Annotated in this window: 17 protein-coding genes, 4 tRNA genes and 2 rRNA genes; all 23 read left to right on the plus strand. The window is 55.4% G+C overall.

All coding sequences use genetic code 11. The features are described from left to right. Positions 1 to 56 precede the first annotated feature (56 nt). Positions 57 to 2,947 (plus strand): 23S ribosomal RNA (locus ABVN19_RS25325). Positions 2,948 to 3,083: 136 nt separating this feature from the next. After that, positions 3,084 to 3,199: ribosomal RNA gene (gene rrf / locus ABVN19_RS25330) — 5S ribosomal RNA — on the plus strand. Positions 3,200 to 3,385: 186 nt separating this feature from the next. Further along, positions 3,386 to 4,345: a bifunctional biotin--[acetyl-CoA-carboxylase] ligase/biotin operon repressor BirA gene (gene birA, locus ABVN19_RS25335; RefSeq protein WP_028944983.1), complete on the plus strand. Its 960-nt coding sequence runs from the start codon at positions 3,386 to 3,388 to the stop codon at positions 4,343 to 4,345. Further along, positions 4,335 to 5,081 (plus strand): pantothenate kinase, encoded by a 747-nt coding sequence (locus ABVN19_RS25340; RefSeq protein WP_028944982.1) that lies wholly within the window; start codon positions 4,335 to 4,337, stop codon positions 5,079 to 5,081. The genes birA and ABVN19_RS25340 overlap by 11 nt, the downstream gene beginning before the upstream one ends. A gap of 7 nt (positions 5,082 to 5,088) precedes the next feature. Next, positions 5,089 to 5,517, plus strand: coding sequence for a hypothetical protein (locus tag ABVN19_RS25345; RefSeq protein WP_028944981.1), 429 nt, complete (start codon positions 5,089 to 5,091; stop codon positions 5,515 to 5,517). Between the two features lie 144 nt (positions 5,518 to 5,661). Next, positions 5,662 to 5,746 (plus strand) — tRNA-Tyr (locus ABVN19_RS25350). 23 nt (positions 5,747 to 5,769) lie between these two features. Next, a tRNA-Gly gene (locus tag ABVN19_RS25355) sits at positions 5,770 to 5,843 on the plus strand. 26 nt (positions 5,844 to 5,869) lie between these two features. Beyond that, positions 5,870 to 5,945, plus strand: a tRNA-Thr gene (locus tag ABVN19_RS25360). A gap of 85 nt (positions 5,946 to 6,030) precedes the next feature. Next, positions 6,031 to 7,224 carry an elongation factor Tu gene (gene tuf / locus ABVN19_RS25365; protein ID WP_100634181.1) on the plus strand — a complete coding sequence of 398 codons (1,194 nt, stop codon included), beginning with the start codon at positions 6,031 to 6,033 and terminating at the stop codon, positions 7,222 to 7,224. 53 nt (positions 7,225 to 7,277) lie between these two features. After that, positions 7,278 to 7,353, plus strand: a tRNA-Trp gene (locus ABVN19_RS25370). Positions 7,354 to 7,398: 45 nt separating this feature from the next. Continuing rightward, positions 7,399 to 7,767 carry a preprotein translocase subunit SecE gene (secE, locus tag ABVN19_RS25375; protein WP_028944936.1) on the plus strand — a complete coding sequence of 123 codons (369 nt, stop codon included), beginning with the start codon at positions 7,399 to 7,401 and terminating at the stop codon, positions 7,765 to 7,767. Positions 7,768 to 7,776: 9 nt separating this feature from the next. Then, positions 7,777 to 8,310, plus strand: a complete 534-nt coding sequence (gene nusG, locus ABVN19_RS25380; protein ID WP_010220294.1) for a transcription termination/antitermination protein NusG — start codon at positions 7,777 to 7,779, stop codon at positions 8,308 to 8,310. 119 nt (positions 8,311 to 8,429) lie between these two features. Then, entirely contained in the window at positions 8,430 to 8,861 is a 432-nt protein-coding gene (rplK, locus tag ABVN19_RS25385; protein ID WP_028944937.1) for a 50S ribosomal protein L11, read from the plus strand. Continuing rightward, entirely contained in the window at positions 8,861 to 9,556 is a 696-nt protein-coding gene (rplA, locus tag ABVN19_RS25390) for a 50S ribosomal protein L1 (protein ID WP_028944938.1), read from the plus strand. Before rplK ends, rplA begins: the two co-directional genes overlap by 1 nt. 199 nt (positions 9,557 to 9,755) lie before the next feature. Further along, positions 9,756 to 10,256 (plus strand): 50S ribosomal protein L10, encoded by a 501-nt coding sequence (rplJ, locus tag ABVN19_RS25395; protein ID WP_028944939.1) that lies wholly within the window; start codon positions 9,756 to 9,758, stop codon positions 10,254 to 10,256. 78 nt (positions 10,257 to 10,334) lie between these two features. Next, positions 10,335 to 10,700, plus strand: a complete 366-nt coding sequence (gene rplL / locus ABVN19_RS25400; RefSeq protein WP_007957596.1) for a 50S ribosomal protein L7/L12 — start codon at positions 10,335 to 10,337, stop codon at positions 10,698 to 10,700. 219 nt (positions 10,701 to 10,919) lie between these two features. Next, positions 10,920 to 14,993, plus strand: coding sequence for a DNA-directed RNA polymerase subunit beta (rpoB, locus tag ABVN19_RS25405; protein WP_028944940.1), 4,074 nt, complete (start codon positions 10,920 to 10,922; stop codon positions 14,991 to 14,993). A gap of 64 nt (positions 14,994 to 15,057) precedes the next feature. Continuing rightward, the gene (rpoC, locus tag ABVN19_RS25410) at positions 15,058 to 19,257 is read left to right on the plus strand and encodes a DNA-directed RNA polymerase subunit beta' (RefSeq protein ID WP_028944941.1); all 4,200 of its coding nucleotides are present in this window, start codon (positions 15,058 to 15,060) and stop codon (positions 19,255 to 19,257) included. A gap of 210 nt (positions 19,258 to 19,467) precedes the next feature. Then, the gene (rpsL, locus tag ABVN19_RS25415; protein WP_003186084.1) at positions 19,468 to 19,839 is read left to right on the plus strand and encodes a 30S ribosomal protein S12; all 372 of its coding nucleotides are present in this window, start codon (positions 19,468 to 19,470) and stop codon (positions 19,837 to 19,839) included. Positions 19,840 to 19,959: 120 nt separating this feature from the next. Beyond that, positions 19,960 to 20,430 (plus strand): 30S ribosomal protein S7, encoded by a 471-nt coding sequence (gene rpsG, locus ABVN19_RS25420; protein ID WP_008089143.1) that lies wholly within the window; start codon positions 19,960 to 19,962, stop codon positions 20,428 to 20,430. A 30-nt stretch (positions 20,431 to 20,460) separates the two neighbouring features. Next, positions 20,461 to 22,608, plus strand: coding sequence for an elongation factor G (gene fusA, locus ABVN19_RS25425; RefSeq protein WP_028944942.1), 2,148 nt, complete (start codon positions 20,461 to 20,463; stop codon positions 22,606 to 22,608). Positions 22,609 to 22,638: 30 nt separating this feature from the next. Beyond that, entirely contained in the window at positions 22,639 to 23,832 is a 1,194-nt protein-coding gene (gene tuf / locus ABVN19_RS25430) for an elongation factor Tu (protein ID WP_105642145.1), read from the plus strand. A gap of 143 nt (positions 23,833 to 23,975) precedes the next feature. Then, entirely contained in the window at positions 23,976 to 24,287 is a 312-nt protein-coding gene (gene rpsJ / locus ABVN19_RS25435) for a 30S ribosomal protein S10 (RefSeq protein WP_003186070.1), read from the plus strand. The last annotated feature ends 60 nt before the right edge of the window (positions 24,288 to 24,347 follow it).

The following is a 24,347-nucleotide window of genomic DNA, read 5'->3' on the forward strand; positions in this document are numbered from 1 at the left end:
GCGAATTTTCGGCGAATGTCGTCTTCACAGTATAACCAGATTGCTTGGGGTTATATGGTCAAGTGAAGAAGCGCATACGGTGGATGCCTTGGCAGTCAGAGGCGATGAAAGACGTGGTAGCCTGCGATAAGCTTCGGGGAGTCGGCAAACAGACTTTGATCCGGAGATCTCTGAATGGGGGAACCCACTCAGCACAAGCTGAGTATCTTGTACTGAATACATAGGTGCAAGAGGCGAACCAGGGGAACTGAAACATCTAAGTACCCTGAGGAAAAGAAATCAACCGAGATTCCCTTAGTAGTGGCGAGCGAACGGGGACTAGCCCTTAAGTGGCTTTGAGATTAGCGGAACGCTCTGGAAAGTGCGGCCATAGTGGGTGATAGCCCTGTACGCGAAAATCTCTTAGTCATGAAATCGAGTAGGACGGAGCACGAGAAACTTTGTCTGAATATGGGGGGACCATCCTCCAAGGCTAAATACTACTGACTGACCGATAGTGAACCAGTACCGTGAGGGAAAGGCGAAAAGAACCCCGGAGAGGGGAGTGAAATAGATCCTGAAACCGTATGCGTACAAGCAGTGGGAGCCTACTTTGTTAGGTGACTGCGTACCTTTTGTATAATGGGTCAGCGACTTATATTCAGTGGCGAGCTTAACCGAATAGGGGAGGCGTAGCGAAAGCGAGTCTTAATAGGGCGTTTAGTCGCTGGGTATAGACCCGAAACCGGGCGATCTATCCATGGGCAGGTTGAAGGTTAGGTAACACTGACTGGAGGACCGAACCGACTACCGTTGAAAAGTTAGCGGATGACCTGTGGATCGGAGTGAAAGGCTAATCAAGCTCGGAGATAGCTGGTTCTCCTCGAAAGCTATTTAGGTAGCGCCTCATGTATCACTGTAGGGGGTAGAGCACTGTTTCGGCTAGGGGGTCATCCCGACTTACCAAACCGATGCAAACTCCGAATACCTACAAGTGCCGAGCATGGGAGACACACGGCGGGTGCTAACGTCCGTCGTGAAAAGGGAAACAACCCAGACCGTCAGCTAAGGTCCCAAAGTCATGGTTAAGTGGGAAACGATGTGGGAAGGCTTAGACAGCTAGGAGGTTGGCTTAGAAGCAGCCACCCTTTAAAGAAAGCGTAATAGCTCACTAGTCGAGTCGGCCTGCGCGGAAGATGTAACGGGGCTCAAACCATGCACCGAAGCTACGGGTATCACTTAGGTGATGCGGTAGAGGAGCGTTCTGTAAGCCTGTGAAGGTGAGTTGAGAAGCTTGCTGGAGGTATCAGAAGTGCGAATGCTGACATGAGTAACGACAATGGGAGTGAAAAACTCCCACGCCGAAAGACCAAGGTTTCCTGCGCAACGTTAATCGACGCAGGGTTAGTCGGTCCCTAAGGCGAGGCTGAAAAGCGTAGTCGATGGAAAACAGGTTAATATTCCTGTACTTCTAGTTATTGCGATGGAGGGACGGAGAAGGCTAGGCCAGCTTGGCGTTGGTTGTCCAAGTTTAAGGTGGTAGGCTGAGATCTTAGGTAAATCCGGGATCTTAAGGCCGAGAGCTGATGACGAGTTGCCTTTAGGCGACGAAGTGGTTGATGCCATGCTTCCAAGAAAAGCTTCTAAGCTTCAGATAACTAGGAACCGTACCCCAAACCGACACAGGTGGTTGGGTAGAGAATACCAAGGCGCTTGAGAGAACTCGGGTGAAGGAACTAGGCAAAATGGCACCGTAACTTCGGGAGAAGGTGCGCCGGTGAGGGTGAAGGACTTGCTCCGTAAGCTCATGCCGGTCGAAGATACCAGGCCGCTGCGACTGTTTATTAAAAACACAGCACTCTGCAAACACGAAAGTGGACGTATAGGGTGTGACGCCTGCCCGGTGCCGGAAGGTTAATTGATGGGGTTAGCTAACGCGAAGCTCTTGATCGAAGCCCCGGTAAACGGCGGCCGTAACTATAACGGTCCTAAGGTAGCGAAATTCCTTGTCGGGTAAGTTCCGACCTGCACGAATGGCGTAACGATGGCGGCGCTGTCTCCACCCGAGACTCAGTGAAATTGAAATCGCTGTGAAGATGCAGTGTATCCGCGGCTAGACGGAAAGACCCCGTGAACCTTTACTATAGCTTTGCACTGGACTTTGAATTTGCTTGTGTAGGATAGGTGGGAGGCTTTGAAGCGTGGACGCCAGTTCGCGTGGAGCCATCCTTGAAATACCACCCTGGCAACTTTGAGGTTCTAACTCAGGTCCGTTATCCGGATCGAGGACAGTGTATGGTGGGTAGTTTGACTGGGGCGGTCTCCTCCTAAAGAGTAACGGAGGAGTACGAAGGTGCGCTCAGACCGGTCGGAAATCGGTCGTAGAGTATAAAGGCAAAAGCGCGCTTGACTGCGAGACAGACACGTCGAGCAGGTACGAAAGTAGGTCTTAGTGATCCGGTGGTTCTGTATGGAAGGGCCATCGCTCAACGGATAAAAGGTACTCCGGGGATAACAGGCTGATACCGCCCAAGAGTTCATATCGACGGCGGTGTTTGGCACCTCGATGTCGGCTCATCACATCCTGGGGCTGAAGCCGGTCCCAAGGGTATGGCTGTTCGCCATTTAAAGTGGTACGCGAGCTGGGTTTAGAACGTCGTGAGACAGTTCGGTCCCTATCTGCCGTGGACGTTTGAGATTTGAGAGGGGCTGCTCCTAGTACGAGAGGACCGGAGTGGACGAACCTCTGGTGTTCCGGTTGTCACGCCAGTGGCATTGCCGGGTAGCTATGTTCGGAAGAGATAACCGCTGAAAGCATCTAAGCGGGAAACTTGCCTCAAGATGAGATCTCACTGGAGCCTTGAGCTCCCTGAAGGGCCGTCGAAGACTACGACGTTGATAGGTTGGGTGTGTAAGCGCTGTGAGGCGTTGAGCTAACCAATACTAATTGCCCGTGAGGCTTGACCATATAACACCCAAGCAATTTGCGTCGAATGACCAGATTGCGGTGTTGTGAAGACGAAACGAACCGAAAGTTTGCAGCTCACAATCATCACATACCCGATTTGCTGGAGTGTCGAAAGACGGTCCGGTACACAGAATTTCTTGACGACCATAGAGCATTGGAACCACCTGATCCCATCCCGAACTCAGCAGTGAAACGATGCATCGCCGATGGTAGTGTGGGGTTTCCCCATGTGAGAGTAGGTCATCGTCAAGATTAAATTCCGAAACCCCTATCTGCACACGCAGGTAGGGGTTTTGTCTTGTATAGCCCTGAAGAATCTCGGTCCTGTGTCTCTTGGCAGAAAGCGGCTTCAATCCCTCTTCTCCCGCCCCCTCAGTTTTCTATGCAATCCCCACCTGCATAGCTATCATGCGAACCTCATTACGAGTCGAGATTGGCATGCTGAAGTTGTTGAAGCTCCTCAAGGATGGCCGGTTCCATTCCGGGCAGGACCTGGGGGTCGCCCTTGGCGTAAGCCGCAGTGCTGTCTGGAAGCAGTTGCAGCACCTCGAGGCCGAGTTAAACCTGCCTATTCATAAAGTTCGCGGTCGCGGCTATCAGTTGGCTGCGCCATTGTCGTTGCTGGAGGCGCCGGCGATTGCCGAGTACGCCCAGGGTGAGAGCTGGCCAGCACTGATATTCGATTCTATTGATTCGACTAATGCCCAGGCATTACGTGCCATTGGCGAAGGGCAGGCCGCGCCCTTTCTGGTGCTGGCTGAACGGCAGACTGCCGGGCGAGGCCGGCGCGGGCGCCAGTGGGTGAGCCCTTTTGCCGAGAACCTCTATTACAGCCTGGTATTGCGCATTGAAGGGGGGATGCGGCAGCTCGAGGGGTTGAGCTTGGTTGTGGGTCTCGCGGTGATGCGAACGTTGCAGACATTCGGTGTTGTTGATGCAGGTTTGAAGTGGCCGAATGATGTGCTGGTCAACAACCAGAAAATCGCCGGTATTCTTCTGGAGTTGGTCGGTGATCCTGCGGATGTGTGCCATGTGGTGCTGGGCGTAGGTATCAATGTGAATATGCGGGCAGCCAGCGAGATTGATCAGGCGTGGACATCGATGAGTCGAGAGACTGGCTTGAATATTGACCGCAACCTGCTGGTCGCCAGGCTGAATCAGAATCTGCAATCTGATTTGGAGCGGCATCGACAAGATGGGTTTACAGTCTTCAAGCAGGAGTGGGAGCAAGCCCACCTCTGGCAGAGGCAAGCAGTGTCTTTGATCGCCGGGGTCAATCGAGTTGACGGCATCGTATTGGGTATCGATGGTCAGGGCGCGTTGCGTCTTGAGGTCAATGGTGTGGAAAAGAGCTTTAGCGGTGGTGAGCTCAGTTTGAGGTTGCGTGATGATTCTTGAGCTCGATTGCGGAAATAGCTTCATTAAGTGGCGCATTGTACGTAGCGCTTTTGCGACGATCGTTGCGGGAGGAGTGGTCGATTCCGATCAGGCTCTCGTTGTGGCTATCAAGGCGCTGGCCAGTCCGCCAGAGCGCTGTCGCTTGGTGAGTGTCAGGAGTGAAGAGGAAACCGAAAGTTTGGGTGCGCTATTGTCGCAGCACTTCGGGATTAGCGTCATGGTTGCCCAGCCCGCCAGGGAGGTGGGTAGTGTGCGAAATGGCTATGACGATTATCAGCGTCTTGGTTTGGATCGCTGGCTGGCCTTGCTGGGGGGCTATCACCTGGCCAAAGGGGCTTGTCTGGTAATGGACTTCGGGACCGCGGCAAAGGCTGACTTTGTTGCTGCTGACGGCGAGCACCTGGGAGGTTACATCTGTCCAGGAATGCCGTTGATGCGTAGCCAGTTGCGTACCCATACGCGGAGGATTCGCTATGACGACGCATCGGCTGAGCGTGCGCTGTCGAGCATGACTCCTGGCCGTTCGACAGTAGAGGCGGTGGAGCGGGGGTGTGTTCACATGCTTCAGGGGTTTGCTCGTTCTCAGATTGAATATGCGCATGCGCTGTGGGGGGAGGGCTTCACCGTGCTGCTGACAGGTGGTGATGCACCCCTGGTGCAAGAGGCGGTTCCACATGCCCGTGTGGTGCCTGACCTAGTGTTTGTTGGTCTGGCGCTGGCCTGCCCGCTGGATTGAGGTGACTATGCGTTGGTTGTTTCTTTTGTTGGTGGTGCTCAATGGCGTGTATTACGTCTGGAATCAGCAGGAAGCACCTCTGAAGGCCAAGGAGGTGGCGCCGCTATCGCTCTACAAGGGCAATCAGCAGGGGATTCGGCTATTGAGCGAGTCAGTACAGGATAATCGGCCGTCCGAGCGTGGGCAGGAGTGCTATTACGTGGGCGGGCTGGCTGGCAAGGAGCAGCTCAATGCCCTGCGTCAGCGTCTTGTGGCGCTGGACATAGCTGCAGTGCCGGTCATGGGAAGGCTCGGGGGCGAGTCGGGAGTGTGGCTGCAGATTGCTCCGCAAAGCCAGCGATTACTGGACCAAGCCCTGTTGGGAGCACTTTCCCGAGATTTCAAAGACTTAAAACATAAAATAATGTTGTGCGAGGGTATTGCAACTGGCGAATAGCTTGATAGAATGGCGCCCGCTTCACAGGGATGACCACTAAGTGGTTGAGCTGAGAAGTAGCTGTCAAATTAGCTAACCTCAAGATTTTAATGAGAAAAAGCTTGACAGTAGGACGGCAAGAGTTGAAAATGCCGCCCACGTTCAGGAGGGGTTCCCGAGCGGCCAAAGGGATCAGACTGTAAATCTGACGTCTACGACTTCGAAGGTTCGAATCCTTCCCCCTCCACCAGTTTAGCGAGAGCCGCAAGCTCCGCGGGTATAGTTTAGTGGTAGAACCTCAGCCTTCCAAGCTGATGATGCGGGTTCGATTCCCGCTACCCGCTCCAAGTTTGCTGTTGTTGCACAGTGTTACGCTCTTGTAGCTCAGTTGGTAGAGCACACCCTTGGTAAGGGTGAGGTCAGCGGTTCAAATCCGCTCAAGAGCTCCATATAACAAGGCAGATATGAAAATATCTGCCTTTGTTTTAATGGTCTGTTTGATCTGCTTATTGCTTCTACCGGGGGATAATCTCGATGGCTAAGGAAAAGTTCGAACGTAACAAGCCGCACGTAAACGTTGGTACCATCGGTCACGTTGACCATGGCAAGACAACGTTGACTGCCGCGCTGACTCGCGTTTGCTCCGAAGTTTTCGGTTCGGCCAAGGTCGATTTCGACAAGATCGATAGCGCCCCGGAAGAAAAAGCGCGTGGTATTACTATTAATACTGCGCATGTTGAGTACGATTCAAATATTCGTCACTACGCTCACGTTGACTGCCCAGGTCACGCTGACTACGTGAAGAACATGATCACCGGTGCTGCCCAGATGGACGGCGCGATCCTGGTTTGCTCGGCCGCTGATGGTCCGATGCCGCAAACCCGTGAGCACATCCTGCTGTCCCGTCAGGTTGGCGTTCCGTACATCGTCGTCTTCCTGAACAAGGCTGACCTGGTAGACGACGCTGAGCTGCTGGAGCTGGTCGAGATGGAAGTTCGCGACCTGCTGTCCACCTACGACTTCCCAGGCGACGACACTCCGATCATCATCGGTTCGGCTCGTATGGCGCTGGAAGGCAAAGACGACAACGAAATGGGCACCACCGCTGTCAAGCGTCTGGTTGAAACTCTGGACAGCTACATCCCAGAGCCAGAGCGTGCTATCGACAAGCCGTTCCTGATGCCAATCGAAGACGTATTCTCGATCTCGGGTCGTGGTACCGTTGTTACCGGTCGTATCGAGCGTGGTATCGTCCGCGTTCAGGACGCCCTGGAAATCGTTGGTCTGCGTGACACCACCACCACCACCTGCACCGGTGTTGAGATGTTCCGCAAGCTGCTGGACGAAGGTCGTGCTGGTGAGAACTGCGGCGTTCTGCTGCGTGGCACCAAGCGTGACGACGTTGAGCGTGGTCAGGTTCTGGTCAAGCCAGGTTCGGTTAAGCCGCACACCAAGTTCACTGCAGAAGTTTACGTTCTGAGCAAGGAAGAAGGCGGCCGTCATACTCCGTTCTTCAAAGGCTACCGTCCACAGTTCTACTTCCGTACTACTGACGTGACCGGTAACTGCGAGCTGCCAGAAGGCGTTGAAATGGTAATGCCAGGTGACAACATCCAGATGACTGTCACTCTGATCAAAACCATCGCAATGGAAGATGGTCTGCGCTTCGCTATCCGTGAAGGCGGTCGTACCGTCGGCGCTGGCGTCGTAGCTAAAGTAATCGAATAAGTAGTTGATTTCTCTCGATCAGGTCGGCATAATGGCCGGCCTGATAAGCTTTTAGGTCAGTAGCTCAATTGGCAGAGCGACGGTCTCCAAAACCGTAGGTTGGGGGTTCGATTCCCTCCTGACCTGCCAGATTCACCTCGTGTGTCTGGCTTTCTTTTCACAGGATTTTCCTAGATGACTCCCAAGGCTGAAGCCCAAGACTCTCGTTTTGACCTGCTCAAGTGGCTGGCTGTTGTCGCTTTGGTAGTCGTTGGTGTGGTGGGTAATCAATATTACTCCGCTTCACCGATTCTGTATCGCGTACTCGCACTTCTCGCTCTTGCTGCTGTTGCTGGCTTTGTTGCCTTGCAAACTGCCAAGGGCAAGTCGTTCTTTGCGCTGGCAAAGGAAGCTCGCACCGAGATTCGTAAAGTCGTATGGCCAACCCGCCAAGAAACCATGCAAACCACGCTCATCGTAGTGGCGGTTGTCCTGGTAATGGCGCTGCTGCTGTGGGGTCTCGACTCCCTGCTCGGTTGGTTGATTTCCTTGATTGTTGGCTAAGGGTGTCCCGTGGCTAAGCGTTGGTACGTTGTGCATGCTTACTCGGGTTACGAGAAGCATGTAATGCGCTCGCTGATCGAGCGCGTAAAGCTGGCTGGCATGGAAGACGGTTTCGGCGAAATTCTGGTCCCCACTGAAGAAGTGGTTGAGATGCGCAATGGCCAGAAGCGCAAGAGCGAGCGTAAGTTCTTTCCAGGTTATGTGCTGGTCCAGATGGATATGAACGAAGGGACTTGGCACCTGGTAAAGGATACCCCTCGCGTCATGGGCTTCATTGGTGGTACTGCAGACAAGCCTGCGCCGATCACCGATAAAGAAGCTGAGGCCATTCTGCGTCGCGTTGCCGATGGCAGCGACAAGCCTAAGCCGAAGACATTGTTCGAGCCGGGCGAAGTCGTCCGCGTTATCGACGGTCCGTTCGCTGACTTCAACGGTACTGTTGAAGAAGTTAACTACGAAAAGAGCCGGATCCAAGTGGCCGTGCTTATTTTCGGTCGCTCTACTCCGGTAGAGCTTGAGTTCAGCCAGGTCGAGAAGGTCTAGCCGAACAAAGCATCCCATACCCCGCAGCCCTATGTGCTGCGGGGTTTTGTCGTCACTGGGATAAAACGCAAGTCATCCGGGGAGCCTTCAGGCGTTCGTACCCGATATTGGAGTAGCTCATGGCTAAGAAGATTCAGGCTTACATCAAGCTGCAAGTAAAGGCCGGCCAGGCCAACCCAAGCCCACCCGTTGGTCCAGCACTGGGTCAACATGGTGTGAACATCATGGAGTTCTGCAAGGCCTTCAACGCCCGTACTCAGGGTCAAGAAGCCGGCCTGCCGACTCCTGTGATCATCACTGTTTACAGTGACCGCAGCTTCACCTTCGAAACCAAAAGCACCCCTGCTTCGGTTCTGCTGAAGAAAGCAGCTGGCCTGACCAGCGGTTCGGCACGTCCGAACACCGTTAAAGTCGGTACTGTGACTCGTGCTCAGCTGGAAGAGATCGCAAAAACCAAAAATGCTGATCTGACTGCCGCTGACATGGAAGCAGCCGTGCGTACCATCGCCGGTTCTGCTCGCAGCATGGGCCTCAACGTGGAGGGTGTGTAATGGCTAAGCTGACCAAGCGCCAAAAGGCCATTGCTTCGAAGCTCGAAGCTGGCAAAGTCTACAACTTCGAAGATGCAGCAGTACTGCTGGCCGAACTTTCCACCGTGAAGTTCAGCGAATCCTTCGACGTTGCTGTCAACCTCGGTGTTGACCCGCGTAAATCCGACCAGGTCGTTCGCAGCGCTACTGTGCTGCCACACGGCACTGGCAAGACCGTACGTGTTGCTGTCTTCACCCAGGGTCCAGCTGCTGAGGCCGCTCTGGCTGCCGGCGCTGACCGTGTAGGTATGGACGATCTGGCTGCCGAAATGAAAGGCGGCGACCTGAACTATGACGTCGTAATTGCTTCCCCGGACGCAATGCGTGTTGTAGGTCAGTTGGGTCAGGTCCTGGGTCCTCGCGGCCTGATGCCGAACCCGAAAGTTGGTACCGTAACTCCAGACGTAGCCACCGCGGTTAAAAACGCCAAGGCTGGTCAGGTTCGTTATCGCACCGACAAAAACGGCATCATCCACACCTCCGTTGGCAAGGTTGGCTTTGAAGCTGGCAAGCTGAAGGAAAACGTTGAAGCTCTGATCGCTGATCTGAAGCGTATCAAGCCGGCTTCCTCGAAAGGTATCTACGTTAAGCGCGTTACCCTGAGCACCACTATGGGCCCAGGTCTGGTCATCGACCAGAGCTCGCTGAACGCGTAAGACAAAAGTCGATGCGAGCGATCGCGTCGGCTTAAAAAATTGGGGTCCCTGCCTGGCGGGGGCTATCCAAGACCGTAGGCGGCGCAAGCCTTAAACCTAAAGCCTACGCAGATGGTGCTCCCGGTTCCTTACCGAATCAGACACCAAAACGACATCCGGCTTCGGCCAGATGAAACGGTAACAAGCAGGAGTTTTACCCGTGGCAATTAAACTCGAAGACAAGAAGGCCATCGTCGCTGAAGTCAACGAGGCTGCCAAAGTCGCTCTGTCCGCTGTCGTGGCTGATGCCCGTGGTGTGACTGTAGGCGCAATGACCGGACTCCGTAAAGAGGCTCGTGAAGCTGGTGTATACGTGCGTGTTGTACGTAACACCCTGCTCAAGCGTGCTGTTGCTGATACTGAATTCAGTGTCCTCAACGACGCTTTCACTGGCCCGACCCTGATCGCTTTCTCCAACGAACACCCGGGCGCTGCTGCTCGTCTGTTCAAAGAGTTCGCCAAGGGTCAGGACAAGTTCGAGATCAAGGCAGCTGCGTTCGACGGCAAGTTCCTTGCCGCTAACGAAATCGACGTGTTGGCTACCCTGCCGACCCGCGACGAAGCTATCGCGAAGCTGATGAGCGTGATCCAAGGCGCTACCAGCAAGCTGGCTCGTACTCTGGCAGCTATTCGCGACCAGAAAGAAGCTACTGCTGCCTAAGGCACAGTCAGCGCTTTCGAAATCATACGTTTAATTTGATAGCTGCGTAGGCTGTCACCCCAATACAGGATTTAAGTCATGTCTCTGACTAACGAGCAAATCATCGAAGCAATCGGCCAGAAAACCGTTCTGGAAGTTGTTGAGCTGATCAAAGCAATGGAAGAAACCTTCGGCGTTACCGCTGCTGTTGCCGCTGCTGGCCCAGCTGCTGCCGCTGCCGTTGTTGAAGAGCAAACCGAATTCAACGTTGTTCTGGTTGAAGCCGGCGAGAAGAAAGTCAACGTGATCAAGGCCGTTCGTGAACTGACCGGTCTGGGCCTGAAAGAAGCCAAAGAGAAAGTTGACGGCGCTCCTCAGGTTGTCGCTGAAGGCGTTTCGAAAGAAGCTGCTGAAGACGCCAAGAAGAAGCTGGAAGAAGCAGGCGCTAAAGTCGAACTCAAGTAATTTCGACTTTGCGACTCCAGCCCGAGCGCTAAGCAAACGGCTGATGGCTGGTGGCTCTTGCCACCGGCCTTTTTCCGTTATTGGCAGCTGACTAGGTCGGCGCCGATAACGAGCTGTAACCACCAATGATGGTGGCGCAAACCAAGGGGTTTGCACGATTTTCTGGCTGCTCCCGTCGGGAGAAGCCAAACAAGCAGGTGACCAAGCTGGGGAACGCTGATGGCTTACTCATACACTGAGAAAAAACGTATCCGCAAGGACTTTAGCAAGTTGCCGGACGTCATGGATGTGCCTTACCTCCTGGCCATCCAGCTGGATTCGTATCGTGAATTCTTGCAAGCGGGAGCGACCAAAGATCAGTTCCGCGACGTGGGCCTGCATGCGGCCTTCAAATCGGTTTTCCCGATCATCAGCTACTCCGGCAATGCTGCCCTGGAGTACGTTGGCTATCGTTTGGGCGAACCAGCTTTTGATGTCAAAGAATGCGTACTGCGCGGCGTAACCTACGCCGTACCACTGCGGGTAAAGGTACGCCTGATCATTTTCGACAAAGAATCGTCGAACAAAGCGATCAAGGACATCAAAGAGCAAGAAGTCTACATGGGTGAAATTCCCCTGATGACTGAAAACGGTACCTTCGTAATCAACGGTACCGAGCGTGTTATCGTTTCCCAGCTGCACCGTTCGCCAGGTGTTTTCTTCGACCACGACCGTGGCAAGACGCACAGCTCGGGCAAGCTGCTGTACTCGGCTCGGATCATTCCTTACCGTGGCTCGTGGCTGGACTTCGAATTCGATCCGAAAGACTGTGTATTCGTCCGTATCGACCGTCGTCGCAAACTGCCTGCGTCGGTACTGCTGCGCGCGCTGGGTTACAGCACTGAACAAGTGCTGGATGCCTTCTACACCACCAACGTTTTCCACGTCTCGGGCGAGAAACTGAGCCTGGAGCTGGTGCCTCAGCGCCTGCGTGGTGAAGTTGCGGTCATGGATATTCATGACGAAACCGGCAAGGTGATTGTCGAGCAGGGTCGGCGTATTACCGCTCGCCACATCAACCAGCTGGAAAAGGCCGGTGTCAAGCAGCTGGACGTTCCTATGGAATACGTCCTGGGCCGTACCACAGCCAAAGCCATCGTTCACCCGGCTACCGGCGAGATCCTGGCCGAGTGCAACACCGAGCTGAACACCGAACTGCTGATCAAGATCGCCAAGGCTCAGGTCGTCCGTATCGAGACCCTGTACACCAACGACATTGATTGCGGTCCGTTTATCTCCGATACCCTGAAGATCGACTCCACCAGCAATCAGCTGGAAGCGCTGGTCGAAATCTATCGGATGATGCGTCCTGGCGAGCCGCCAACCAAGGATGCCGCTGAGACCCTGTTCAATAACCTGTTCTTCAGCGCCGAGCGTTACGACCTGTCGGCCGTCGGTCGCATGAAGTTCAACCGTCGTATCGGTCGAACCGAGATCGAAGGTTCGGGCGTGCTGAGCAAGGAAGACATCGTCGAGGTCCTCAAGACCCTGGTTGATATCCGTAACGGCAAGGGCATCGTCGACGACATCGACCACCTGGGTAACCGTCGCGTACGTTGCGTCGGCGAAATGGCCGAGAACCAGTTCCGAGTTGGCCTGGTGCGTGTAGAGCGCGCGGTCAAAGAGCGTCTGTCGATGGCAGAAAGCGAAGGCCTGATGCCTCAGGACCTGATCAACGCCAAGCCGGTTGCGGCGGCGGTGAAAGAGTTCTTCGGCTCCAGCCAGCTCTCGCAGTTCATGGACCAGAACAACCCGCTCTCCGAGATCACCCACAAGCGTCGTGTCTCTGCACTCGGCCCTGGCGGTCTGACCCGTGAGCGTGCAGGCTTCGAAGTCCGCGACGTACACCCGACCCACTACGGCCGCGTGTGCCCGATCGAGACCCCTGAAGGTCCGAACATCGGTCTGATCAACTCCCTGGCAGCTTATGCCCGCACCAACCAGTACGGCTTCCTCGAAAGCCCGTATCGGGTGGTGAAAGAGGGTGTGGTTACCGACGAGATCGTGTTCCTGTCGGCGATTGAGGAAGCGGATCACGTCATCGCACAGGCTTCGGCCGCGATGAACGAGAAGAAGCAACTCATCGACGAGCTGGTAGCCGTTCGTCATCTGAACGAATTCACCGTCAAGGCGCCAGAAGACGTCACCTTGATGGACGTATCGCCGAAGCAGGTAGTTTCGGTCGCAGCATCGCTGATTCCGTTCCTCGAGCACGACGACGCCAACCGTGCGTTGATGGGTTCGAACATGCAGCGTCAGGCTGTACCAACCCTGCGTGCCGACAAGCCGCTGGTCGGTACCGGCATGGAGCGCAACGTTGCCCGTGACTCCGGCGTTTGCGTCGTGGCTCGTCGTGGTGGTGTGATCGACTCCGTCGATGCCAGCCGTATCGTGGTTCGTGTTGCTGATGATGAAGTCGAAACCGGCGAAGCTGGTGTCGACATCTACAACCTGACCAAATACACCCGCTCGAACCAGAACACCTGCATCAACCAGCGTCCGCTGGTGCGCAAAGGTGATGTGGTCCAGCGTAGCGACATCATGGCTGACGGCCCGTCCACCGATATGGGTGAGCTGGCACTGGGTCAGAACATGCGCATCGCGTTCATGGCCTGGAACGGTTTTAACTTCGAAGACTCCATCTGTCTGTCCGAGCGTGTGGTTCAGGAAGACCGGTTCACCACGATCCACATTCAGGAACTGACCTGTGTGGCCCGTGACACCAAGCTCGGCCCAGAGGAAATCACTGCGGACATTCCGAACGTAGGTGAAGCTGCGCTGAACAAGTTGGATGAAGCCGGTATCGTTTACGTGGGTGCTGAAGTTGGCGCGGGCGACATTCTGGTCGGCAAGGTCACGCCAAAAGGCGAAACCCAGCTCACTCCAGAAGAGAAGCTGCTGCGTGCAATCTTCGGTGAGAAAGCCAGCGATGTTAAGGACACTTCCCTGCGTGTGCCGACCGGCACCAAAGGTACTGTCATTGACGTACAGGTCTTCACCCGTGACGGTGTTGAGCGCGATAGCCGCGCGCTGTCCATCGAGAAGATGCAGCTTGACGAGATCCGCAAGGACCTGAACGAAGAGTTCCGTATCGTTGAAGGTGCAACCTTCGAGCGTCTGCGTTCTGCTTTGAACGGACAGGTGGTCGACGGTGGTGCAGGCCTGAAGAAAGGTACTGTCATCACCAACGAAGTACTGGACGGTCTGGAGCACGGCCAGTGGTTCAAACTGCGCATGGCCGAAGACGCGCTGAACGAACAACTTGAGAAGGCTCAGGCCTACATCGTTGATCGTCGCCGTCTGCTGGACGACAAGTTCGAAGACAAGAAGCGCAAGCTGCAGCAGGGCGATGACCTGGCACCGGGCGTACTGAAGATCGTCAAGGTCTACCTGGCAATCCGTCGTCGCATCCAGCCGGGCGACAAGATGGCCGGTCGTCACGGTAACAAAGGTGTAGTCTCGGTGATCATGCCGGTTGAAGACATGCCGCACGACGCCAACGGCACGCCAGTTGACGTGGTACTCAACCCGCTGGGTGTACCATCGCGTATGAACGTTGGTCAGATCCTCGAAACCCACCTGGGCCTCGCAGCCAAAGGACTGGGCGAGAAGATCAACCGCATGCTTGAAGAGCAGCGCAAGGTCATCGAGCTGCGCAAGTTCCTCACCGAGATCTACAACGAGATCGGTGGTCGTCAGGAAAGTCTCGAGACCTTCTCCGACCAGGAAATCCTGGATCTGGCGAAAAACCTCAAAGGCGGTGTGCCTATGGCCACTCCAGTCTTCGACGGCGCCAAGGAAAGCGAGATCAAGGCCATGCTGAAACTGGCAGACATGCCAGAAAGCGGTCAGATGCAGCTGTTCGATGGTCGTACCGGCAACAAGTTCGAGCGTCATGTGACCGTTGGTTACATGTACATGCTCAAGCTGAACCACTTGGTGGACGACAAAATGCACGCGCGTTCCACTGGTTCTTACAGCCTGGTTACTCAGCAACCGCTGGGTGGTAAGGCGCAGTTCGGTGGTCAGCGTTTCGGGGAGATGGAAGTGTGGGCGCTGGAAGCATACGGCGCGGCATACACCCTGCAAGAAATGCTCACAGTGAAGTCGGACGACGTGAACGGTCGGACCAAGATGTACAAAAACATCGTGGACGGCGATCACCGTATGGAGCCGGGCATGCCCGAGTCCTTCAACGTGTTGATCAAAGAAATTCGTTCGCTCGGTATCGATATCGATCTGGAAACCGAATAACACGTGACGCGAATCGGGAGCGCGGCTGAAAAGCCCGCTCCCTGCTCCGCCAGGAGGAAAGGCCTTGAAAGACCTACTGAATTTGCTGAAAAACCAGGGTCAAGTCGAAGAGTTCGACGCCATCCGTATCGGATTGGCCTCGCCTGAGATGATCCGTTCGTGGTCGTTCGGTGAAGTTAAAAAACCGGAAACCATCAACTACCGTACGTTCAAGCCTGAGCGTGACGGCCTGTTCTGCGCCAAGATCTTTGGCCCAGTCAAGGACTATGAGTGCCTGTGCGGTAAGTACAAGCGCCTGAAGCACCGTGGCGTTATCTGTGAGAAGTGCGGCGTCGAAGTCGCTCTGGCTAAAGTTCGCCGTGAGCGCATGGCGCACATCGAGCTGGCCTCTCCAGTTGCCCATATCTGGTTCCTGAAATCGCTGCCGTCCCGTATCGGCCTGCTGATGGACATGACCCTGCGTGATATCGAACGTGTTCTCTACTTCGAGAGCTATGTCGTTATCGACCCTGGCATGACCACGCTGGAAAAAGGCCAACTGCTCAACGATGAGCAGTACTTCGAAGCGCTGGAAGAGTTCGGTGATGACTTCGACGCCCGTATGGGTGCCGAGGCTGTCCGTGAGCTGCTGCACGCTATCGACCTTGAGCACGAGATCGGTCGTCTGCGCGAAGAAATTCCGCAGACCAACTCGGAAACCAAGATCAAGAAGCTGTCCAAGCGTCTGAAACTGATGGAAGCCTTCCAGGGTTCGGGCAACCTGCCTGAGTGGATGGTCCTGACCGTTTTGCCGGTTCTGCCGCCAGATCTGCGTCCATTGGTTCCGCTGGACGGAGGTCGCTTCGCGACTTCCGACCTGAACGACCTGTATCGTCGGGTGATCAACCGTAACAACCGTCTGAAGCGCCTGCTCGACTTGTCCGCGCCGGACATCATCGTGCGCAACGAAAAGCGCATGCTCCAGGAAGCTGTCGACGCATTGCTCGATAACGGCCGTCGCGGTCGTGCCATCACTGGTTCCAACAAGCGTCCTCTGAAATCCTTGGCCGACATGATCAAGGGTAAGCAAGGTCGTTTCCGTCAGAACTTGCTCGGTAAGCGTGTTGACTACTCTGGTCGTTCGGTAATTACCGTTGGTCCGACCTTGCGTCTGCACCAGTGCGGTCTGCCGAAGAAGATGGCCCTCGAGCTGTTCAAACCGTTCATTTTCGGCAAGCTGGAAATGCGTGGACTGGCGACCACCATCAAGGCTGCTAAGAAGATGGTCGAGCGCGAGCTGCCAGAGGTGTGGGACGTTCTCGCCGAAGTGATTCGTGAACACCCCGTGCTGCTCAACCGTGCACCAACCCTTCACCGTCTGGGTATCCAGGCGTTTGAACCGGTACTGATCGAAGGTAAGGCTATTCAGCTGCACCCGCTGGTCTGTGCTGCGTACAACGCCGACTTCGACGGTGACCAGATGGCCGTTCACGTGCCGCTGACGCTGGAAGCCCAGCTCGAAGCGCGTGCGCTGATGATGTCGACCAACAACATCCTGTCGCCAGCCAACGGCGAGCCAATCATCGTTCCTTCGCAGGACGTTGTACTGGGTCTGTACTACATGACCCGTGAAGCCATCAATGCCAAGGGCGAAGGTCGCGTATTCGCCGACCTGCAGGAAGTCGACCGCGTATTCCGCGCCGGCGAAGCGGCCCTGCACGCCAAGATCAAGGTTCGTATCAACGAAACCGTCAATGATCGTGATGGCGGCAGCGTCAAGAACACCCGTATTGTCGACACCACTGTCGGCCGTGCTCTGCTGTTCCAGGTTGTTCCACCAGGTCTGTCGTACGACGTGGTCAACCAGCCAATGAAGAAGAAGGCCATCTCCAAGCTGATCAACCAGTGCTACCGCGTGGTTGGTCTGAAAGAGACCGTGATCTTCGCTGACCAACTGATGTACACCGGTTTCGCTTACTCGACCATCTCCGGCGTTTCCATCGGTGTTAACGACTTCGTTATCCCGGATGAAAAAGCCCGCATCATCGGTACTGCTACCGACGAAGTGAAAGAGATTGAGAGCCAGTACGCCTCCGGCCTGGTAACCCAGGGCGAGAAGTACAACAAAGTCATCGACTTGTGGTCCAAGGCGAACGACGAAGTTTCCAAGGCGATGATGGCCAACCTCTCGAAAGAGAAGGTCATTGACCGCAATGGCGATGAAGTCGAGCAAGAGTCCTTCAACTCGATGTACATGATGGCTGACTCCGGTGCCCGGGGTTCGGCAGCTCAGATTCGTCAGCTGGCCGGTATGCGTGGCCTGATGGCCAAGCCGGACGGCTCGATCATCGAGACGCCGATCACCGCGAACTTCCGTGAAGGTCTGAGCGTACTCCAGTACTTCATCTCGACTCACGGTGCTCGTAAGGGTCTTGCGGATACCGCGTTGAAGACGGCTAACTCCGGTTACCTGACTCGTCGACTGGTCGACGTTGCCCAGGATCTGGTAGTTACCGAGATCGACTGTGGCACCGAGCAAGGCCTGCTGATGACACCGCACATTGAAGGCGGCGACGTAGTAGAGCCTCTGGGTGAGCGAGTACTGGGTCGAGTTATCGCCCGTGACGTGTTCAAGCCAGGCACTGACGACGTTATCGTTCCGGCTGGTACCCTGGTCGACGAGAAGTGGGTTGAGTTCATCGAGCTGAACAGCATCGACGAAGTGATCGTGCGTTCGCCGATCAGCTGCGAAACCCGCTACGGCATCTGCGCCAAGTGCTACGGTCGTGACTTGGCTCGCGGTCACCAGGTGAACATCGGTGAAGCTGTCGGTGTTATCGCTGCACAGTCGATCGGTGAGCCGGGTACCCAGCTGACCATGCGTACGTTCCACATCGGTGGTGCTGCAAGCCGGACCTCTGCTGCCGACAGCGTCCAGGTGAAGAACGGCGGTATGGTTCGTCTGCATAACTTGAAGCAGGTTGAGCGCGCCGACGGTAACCTGGTTGCGGTGTCGCGTTCCGGCGAGTTGGCGATTGCCGACGAATTCGGTCGTGAGCGTGAGCGTTACAAGCTGCCTTACGGTGCGGTGATTTCGGTCAAGGAAGGCGACAAGGTCGATGCTGGCGCAATCGTCGCCAAGTGGGACCCGCACACCCACCCGATCGTTACCGAAATGAAAGGTACCGTGACCTTCGTGGGCATGGAAGAAGGCATCACCATCAAGCGTCAGACTGACGAATTGACGGGTCTGACCAACATTGAAGTTCTGGACGTCAAAGACCGTCCGGCTGCAGGTAAGGAAATCCGTCCTGCAATCAAGATGGTCGACGCCAATGGCAAAGATCTGCTGCTGCCGGGTACCGACGTGCCAGCACAGTACTTCTTGCCGGCCAACGCCCTGGTGGGTGTGGCTGACGGTGCCCAGATCGGTGTCGGTGACGTTATCGCGCGTATCCCGCAAGAAACGTCGAAGACCCGTGACATCACCGGTGGTCTGCCTCGGGTTGCCGACTTGTTCGAAGCCCGTCGTCCGAAAGAAGCCTCGATTCTGGCTGAAGTCAGCGGCACCATCGCGTTCGGTAAAGAAACCAAGGGCAAGCGCCGCCTGGTCATTACACCGAACGACGGAAGTGATCCGTATGAAGAGCTGATTCCGAAGTGGCGTCACCTGAACGTCTTTGAAGGCGAACAAGTGAACCGCGGCGAAGTTATCTCCGACGGTCCTAGCGATCCGCACGACATCCTGCGTCTGCTGGGTGTTAGCGCGCTGGCCAAATACATCGTCAACGAGATTCAGGACGTTTACCGCCTGCAAGGCGTGAAGATCAACGACAAGCACATCGAAACCATCCTGCGTCAGATGCTGCGCAAGGTCGAGATTGCTGAGTCGGGCGATTCCAGCTTCATCAAGGGCGACCAGATGGAGCTGACACAGGTACTGGTAGAGAACGAGCGCCTCAGCGCTGAAGACAAGTTTGTCTCCAAGTTCACTCGTGTACTGCTGGGTATCACCAAGGCCTCGCTGTCCACCGAATCGTTCATCTCGGCGGCCTCCTTCCAGGAGACCACCCGTGTTCTGACCGAAGCGGCGGTAACCGGCAAGCGCGATTACCTGCGCGGCCTGAAAGAAAACGTGGTCGTGGGTCGTTTGATCCCGGCCGGTACCGGTCTGGCATACCACAGCGAGCGTAAGCGTCGCCGTGATGCCGACAAACCGCTACGCGTAAGTGCCAGTGAGGTGGAAGCCGCACTGACCGAAGCGTTGAACTCCAGCGGTAACTGAAAGTAAGGCAGGGCCCTGGTTTACCCGATCTGGTCATTGACGACATAAAATGTTGCCGATGACCGGAGGAGGGAGGCTGGGGCCTCGTCTTGACTGGGGGCAAGATCCTCTTTAGACTCTTGTACCCCTAAATTTGGTGGGACTTCGTCCTGCCAATTTTTGCTTTTCTTGCAAGACAATAGCGTCGCAAGACAACAGTGGAGCTAGTAGATGGCAACTATCAACCAGCTGGTACGTCAGCCGCGTAAGCGTATCGTCGAGAAATCCGACGTTCCTGCGCTGCAGAACTGCCCGCAACGTCGTGGCGTGTGCACCCGTGTGTACACCACTACGCCGAAAAAACCTAACTCGGCACTGCGTAAAGTATGCCGCGTGCGTCTGACCAACGGTTTCGAGGTTTCCTCGTACATCGGTGGTGAAGGCCACAACCTGCAAGAGCACAGTGTCGTACTGATCCGTGGCGGTCGTGTAAAAGACTTGCCAGGTGTTCGTTACCACACCGTTCGCGGCTCCCTGGATACCTCCGGTGTTAAAGGTCGTAACCAAGGTCGTTCGAAGTACGGTACCAAGCGTCCGAAGTAATCGGCCGTTTGTAGCTGTTTGCAGTTATTTATTTTATTGAGTCGATAAGAGTAAGGTCGGGCACGCACCCTTTGGGTTCACTGTCCCGGGCTAACCTGAAGACCGTTTGAGGGCTTATCAATGCCAAGACGTCGTGTAGCAGCCAAGCGTGAGATTCTGGACGATCCAAAATACGGAAGCCAGATCCTCGCCAAGTTCATGAACCACGTAATGGAAAGCGGCAAAAAAGCCGTTGCCGAGCGTATCGTTTACGGTGCACTGGACAAGGTTAAAGAACGCAAGAACAGCGATCCCCTGGAAATCTTCGAGAAAGCTCTCGACGCCATCGCTCCGCTGGTCGAAGTTAAGTCGCGCCGTGTTGGCGGTGCCACTTACCAGGTCCCTGTTGAAGTTCGTCCATCCCGTCGTAACGCCCTGGCAATGCGCTGGTTGGTAGACTACGCCCGCAAGCGTGGCGAGAAGTCCATGGCTCTGCGCCTGGCTGGCGAGCTGCTGGATGCTGCTGAAGGCAAAGGTGCTGCAGTCAAGAAGCGTGAAGACGTACACCGTATGGCCGAAGCCAACAAAGCGTTCTCGCACTACCGCTTCTAATTCAGGCATCACTATTTTTGCGAGGGCTCTATGGCTCGTACTACACCAATCAACCGCTACCGTAACATTGGTATTTGCGCGCACGTTGACGCGGGCAAAACTACCACTACCGAGCGGATCCTGTTTTACACAGGTCTGAGCCACAAGATGGGCGAGGTGCATGATGGCGCCGCGACCACCGACTGGATGGTGCAGGAGCAGGAGCGGGGTATTACCATTACCTCCGCTGCTGTGACCACCTTCTGGCAAGGCTCCCGTGGCCAGTATGACAACTATCGCGTAAACGTCATCGATACCCCCGGCCACGTTGACTTCACCATTGAAGTAGAGCGTTCGCTGCGTGTACTCGACGGCGCGGTCGTTGTGTTCTGTGGCACATCCGGCGTTGAGCCGCAGTCCGAAACCGTATGGCGTCAGGCCAACAAGTACGGTGTTCCACGTGTCGTCTACGTGAACAAAATGGACCGTGCAGGCGCCAACTTCCTGCGCGTCGTAGGTCAGATCAAGAACCGTCTGGGTCACACCCCGGTTCCTGTTCAGCTGGCTATCGGTTCGGAAGATAACTTCCAGGGTCAGGTTGACCTGATCAAAATGAAGGCTATCTACTGGAACGATGACGACAAAGGCACCACTTATCGCGAGGAAGAAATTCCTGCCGATATGCTGGAGCTGGCTCAAGAGTGGCGCTCCAACATGGTTGAAGCAGCTGCCGAGTCCAGCGAAGAGCTGATGAACAAGTATCTGGAAGGCGAAGAGCTGACCGTCGAAGAAATCAAAGCCGGTCTGCGTGCGCGCACCCTGGCCAGCGAGATCGTTCCGGCCGTCTGCGGTTCCTCCTTCAAGAACAAGGGTGTTCCCCTGGTTCTCGATGCTGTTATCGACTTCCTGCCTGCTCCGACCGAGATTCCTGCGATCAAGGGTATCCACCCAGATCTGATCGAGAAGCCGAAGGAAGAGCTGGTTGATGCTGACTATGACGAGCGTCATGCAGACGACAACGAGCCGTTCTCGGCTCTGGCGTTCAAAATTGCAACCGACCCGTTCGTGGGTACCCTGACTTTCGTGCGCGTTTACTCGGGCATGCTGCAGTCTGGCGACTCCGTGATCAACTCGGTCAAGGGCAAGAAAGAGCGCGTTGGTCGTATGGTGCAGATGCACGCCAACCAGCGTGAAGAAATCAAAGAAGTACTGGCAGGCGACATCGCTGCTCTGATCGGCATGAAGGACGTCACCACTGGTGACACTCTGTGCAACGCCGACAAGCCGATCATCCTCGAGCGTATGGACTTCCCGGAGCCTGTGATCTCGGTAGCTGTTGAGCCGAAGACCAAGCAAGACCAGGAGAAGATGGGTATCGCACTGGGCAAGTTGGCCCAGGAAGACCCGTCGTTCCGTGTCAAGACCGACGAAGAAACCGGCCAGACCATCATCTCGGGTATGGGCGAGCTTCACCTGGACATCCTCGTTGACCGCATGAAGCGCGAGTTCAACGTCGAAGCCAACATCGGTAAGCCGCAGGTTTCCTACCGCGAGCAGATCACCAAAGACAACGTCGAAATCGAAGGTAAGTTCGTTCGTCAGTCCGGTGGTCGCGGTCAGTTCGGTCACTGCTGGATCCGCTTCTCGCAGCCAACAGTGGACGCGCAGGGCAACATCACCGAAGGCCTGGAATTCACCAACGAGGTTGTAGGTGGTGTGGTTCCTAAGGAATACATCCCGGCGATCCAGAAGGGTATCGAAGAGCAGATGAAGAACGGCATTGTTGCCGGCTATCCGCTGATCGGCCTGAAGGCAACCGTGTTTGATGGTTCCTACCACGACGTCGACTCCAACGAGATGGCGTTCAAGGTGGCGGCCTCCATGGCGACCAAGCAGCTGGCTGCCAAAGGCGGCGGCAAAGTGCTTGAGCCGATCATGAAGGTAGAAGTTGTGACCCCTGAGGACTACATGGGTGACGTGATGGGTGACCTGAATCGTCGTCGTGGTCTGATCCAGGGTATGGAAGATTCGGTGTCCGGCAAGGTTGTCCGTGCTGAAGTTCCGCTCGGAGAGATGTTCGGTTATGCAACCGACGTTCGTTCCATGTCTCAGGGTCGCGCGAGCTACTCCATGGAATTCTCCAAATACGCCGAAGCTCCGTCGAATATCGTCGAAGCACTCGTTAAAAAACAAGGCTAATCCAGCCCTTTAGGCAAGAGGTTCACTGTCGTGGCTAAAGAAAAATTTGATCGTTCCCTTCCGCACGTCAACGTTGGCACCATCGGTCACGTTGACCACGGTAAAACCACTCTGACCGCAGCTCTGACTCGCGTCTGCTCCGAAGTTTTCGGTTCGGCCGTCGTCGAATTCGACAAGATCGACAGCGCTCCAGAAGAGAAAGCTCGCGGTATCACCATCAACACCGCGCACGTCGAGTACAACTCGAACATTCGTCACTACGCTCACGTTGACTGCCCAGGTCACGCTGACTACGTGAAGAACATGATCACCGGTGCTGCCCAGATGGACGGCGCGATCCTGGTTTGCTCGGCCGCTGATGGTCCGATGCCGCAAACCCGTGAGCACATCCTGCTGTCCCGTCAGGTTGGCGTTCCGTACATCGTGGTCTTCCTGAACAAGGCTGACCTGGTAGACGACGCTGAGCTGCTGGAACTGGTCGAGATGGAAGTTCGCGACCTGCTGTCCACCTACGACTTCCCAGGCGACGACACTCCGATCATCATCGGTTCGGCTCGTATGGCGCTGGAAGGCAAAGACGACAACGAAATGGGTACCACCGCTGTCAAGCGTCTGGTTGAAACTCTGGACAGCTACATCCCAGAGCCAGAGCGTGCTATCGACAAGCCGTTCCTGATGCCAATCGAAGACGTATTCTCGATCTCGGGTCGTGGTACCGTTGTTACCGGTCGTATCGAGCGTGGTATCGTCCGCGTTCAGGACGCCCTGGAAATCGTTGGTCTGCGTGACACCACCACCACCACCTGCACCGGTGTTGAGATGTTCCGCAAGCTGCTGGACGAAGGTCGTGCTGGCGAGAACTGCGGCGTTCTGCTGCGTGGCACCAAGCGTGACGACGTTGAGCGTGGTCAGGTTCTGGTCAAGCCAGGTTCGGTTAAGCCGCACACCAAGTTCACCGCAGAAGTTTACGTTCTGAGCAAGGAAGAAGGCGGCCGTCATACTCCGTTCTTCAAAGGCTACCGTCCACAGTTCTACTTCCGTACTACTGACGTGACCGGTAACTGCGAGCTGCCAGAAGGCGTTGAAATGGTAATGCCAGGTGACAACATCCAGATGACTGTCACTCTGATCAAAACCATCGCAATGGAAGATGGTCTGCGCTTCGCTATCCGTGAAGGCGGTCGTACCGTCGGCGCTGGCGTCGTAGCCAAAATCATCGAGTAATTCTCGATAGGTTGAAAAAGCCCCCGCTCAGCGGGGGCTTTTTTTATTGGGTTGACACCCAATAGGGGCGTCTATAGAATCACGCCTCCTTTTAACGGGCGTAGTGCGCCCGGTGGGAATAGCAGCCTGGAGTCTGAAATCCAATGCAAAATCAGCAAATCCGTATCAGGTTGAAGGCTTTTGACCATCGCCTGATCGACCAATCCACCCAGGAAATCGTGGAAACCGCGAAACGTACTGGTGCTCAAGTGCGTGGTCCAATTCCACTGCCTACTCGCAAAGAGCGGTTCACCGTTCTGGTCTCCCCGCACGTCAACAAAGACGCGCGTGACCAGTACGAGATCCGTACTCATAAGCGCGTTCTGGACATCGTCCAGCCAACGGATAAAACCGTTGATGCTCTTATGAAGCTTGATCTTGCAGCAGGTGTGGAAGTGCAGATCAGCCTCGGCTAAGACTCGGGTCTTAGTCGTGTAACGCTCTGAAATGGGCGGCCATAGCGGGTGAAAGCCCCG

This window comes from Pseudomonas vranovensis (assembly GCF_040438935.1).
GTDB classification, from domain to species: Bacteria; Pseudomonadota; Gammaproteobacteria; order Pseudomonadales; family Pseudomonadaceae; genus Aquipseudomonas; species Aquipseudomonas vranovensis.